At 53.6% G+C, this 2,817-nt stretch carries 1 rRNA gene; it reads right to left on the reverse strand.

The window, feature by feature from the left end:
- Window positions 1–2,792, reverse strand: a 23S ribosomal RNA gene (locus tag APU11_RS01365); the annotation flags it as partial.
- Window positions 2,793–2,817: the final 25 nt, after the last annotated feature.

Genomic DNA, 2,817 nt, shown 5'->3' on the forward strand with positions numbered 1-2,817 from the left:
TCAGGGAGAACTCATCTCGGGGCAAGTTTCGTGCTTAGATGCTTTCAGCACTTATCTCTTCCGCATTTAGCTACCGGGCAGTGCCATTGGCATGACAACCCGAACACCAGTGATGCGTCCACTCCGGTCCTCTCGTACTAGGAGCAGCCCCCCTCAATTCTCCAGCGCCCACGGCAGATAGGGACCGAACTGTCTCACGACGTTCTAAACCCAGCTCGCGTACCACTTTAAATGGCGAACAGCCATACCCTTGGGACCTACTTCAGCCCCAGGATGTGATGAGCCGACATCGAGGTGCCAAACACCGCCGTCGATATGAACTCTTGGGCGGTATCAGCCTGTTATCCCCGGAGTACCTTTTATCCGTTGAGCGATGGCCCTTCCATTCAGAACCACCGGATCACTATGACCTGCTTTCGCACCTGCTCGAGCCGTCACTCTCGCAGTCAAGCTAGCTTATGCCATTGCACTAACCTCCTGATGTCCGACCAGGATTAGCTAACCTTCGTGCTCCTCCGTTACTCTTTGGGAGGAGACCGCCCCAGTCAAACTACCCACCAGACACTGTCCGCAACCCGGATTACGGGTCTACGTTAGAACACCAGCCATTAAAGGGTGGTATTTCAAGGACGGCTCCACGCAGACTGGCGTCCACGCTTCAAAGCCTCCCACCTATCCTACACATCAAGGACCAGTGTTCAGTGTCAAGCTATAGTAAAGGTTCACGGGGTCTTTCCGTCTTGCCGCGGGTACACTGCATCTTCACAGCGAGTTCAATTTCACTGAGTCTCGGGTGGAGACAGCCTGGCCATCATTACGCCATTCGTGCAGGTCGGAACTTACCCGACAAGGAATTTCGCTACCTTAGGACCGTTATAGTTACGGCCGCCGTTTACCGGGGCTTCGATCAAGAGCTTCGCGTTGCCGCTAACCCCATCAATTAACCTTCCGGCACCGGGCAGGCGTCACACCGTATACGTCCACTTTCGTGTTTGCACAGTGCTGTGTTTTTAATAAACAGTTGCAGCCAGCTGGTATCTTCGACTGATTTCAGCTCCACCCGCAGGGGCTTCACCTACATATCAGCGTGCCTTCTCCCGAAGTTACGGCACCATTTTGCCTAGTTCCTTCACCCGAGTTCTCTCAAGCGCCTTGGTATTCTCTACCTGACCACCTGTGTCGGTTTGGGGTACGATTTCGTGTTACCTGATGCTTAGAGGCTTTTCCTGGAAGCAGGGCATTTGTTACTTCAGCACCGTAGTGCCTCGTCATCACACCTCAGCGTTAAAAGGTACCGGATTTACCTGGAACCTCCGCCTACATGCTTAAACCGGGACAACCGTCGCCCGGCTAACATAGCCTTCTCCGTCCCCCCTTCGCAGTAACACCAAGTACAGGAATATTAACCTGTTTCCCATCGACTACGCCTTTCGGCCTCGCCTTAGGGGTCGACTCACCCTGCCCCGATTAACGTTGGACAGGAACCCTTGGTCTTCCGGCGAGCGGGCTTTTCACCCGCTTTATCGTTACTTATGTCAGCATTCGCACTTCTGATACCTCCAGCAACCCTCACAGGCCACCTTCAACGGCTTACAGAACGCTCCCCTACCCAACAACGCATAAGCGTCGCTGCCGCAGCTTCGGTGCATGGTTTAGCCCCGTTACATCTTCCGCGCAGGCCGACTCGACCAGTGAGCTATTACGCTTTCTTTAAATGATGGCTGCTTCTAAGCCAACATCCTGGCTGTCTGGGCCTTCCCACATCGTTTCCCACTTAACCATGACTTTGGGACCTTAGCTGGCGGTCTGGGTTGTTTCCCTCTTCACGACGGACGTTAGCACCCGCCGTGTGTCTCCCGTGATAACATTCTTCGGTATTCGTAGTTTGCATCGGGTTGGTAAGCCGGGATGGCCCCCTAGCCGAAACAGTGCTCTACCCCCGAAGATGAGTTCACGAGGCGCTACCTAAATAGCTTTCGGGGAGAACCAGCTATCTCCCGGTTTGATTGGCCTTTCACCCCCAGCCACAGGTCATCCGCTAATTTTTCAACATTAGTCGGTTCGGTCCTCCAGTTAGTGTTACCCAACCTTCAACCTGCCCATGGCTAGATCACCGGGTTTCGGGTCTATACCCTGCAACTTAACGCCCAGTTAAGACTCGGTTTCCCTTCGGCTCCCCTATACGGTTAACCTTGCTACAGAATATAAGTCGCTGACCCATTATACAAAAGGTACGCAGTCACACCCGAAGGTGCTCCCACTGCTTGTACGTACACGGTTTCAGGTTCTTTTTCACTCCCCTCGCCGGGGTTCTTTTCGCCTTTCCCTCACGGTACTGGTTCACTATCGGTCAGTCAGGAGTATTTAGCCTTGGAGGATGGTCCCCCCATATTCAGACAGGATACCACGTGTCCCGCCCTACTCTTCGAGTTCACAGCCTGTGTGCTTTCGTGTACGGGACTATCACCCTGTACCGTGCGACTTTCCAGACGCTTCCACTAACACACAAGCTGATTCAGACTCTGGGCTGCTCCCCGTTCGCTCGCCGCTACTGGGGGAATCTCGGTTGATTTCTTTTCCTCGGGGTACTTAGATGTTTCAGTTCCCCCGGTTCGCCTCGTTAACCTATGTATTCAGTTAACGATAGTGTGACGAATCACACTGGGTTTCCCCATTCGGACATCGCCGGGTCAAGGGTTCATATCACCTCGCCGGCGCTTTTCGCAGATTAGCACGTCCTTCATCGCCTCTGACTGCCAGGGCATCCACCGTGTACGCTTAGTCGCTTAACCTCACAACCCGAAGATGTTTCACTTC

The organism is Enterobacter sp. 50793107 (genome assembly GCF_001463365.1).
Lineage (GTDB): Bacteria > Pseudomonadota > Gammaproteobacteria > Enterobacterales > Enterobacteriaceae > Enterobacter > Enterobacter cloacae.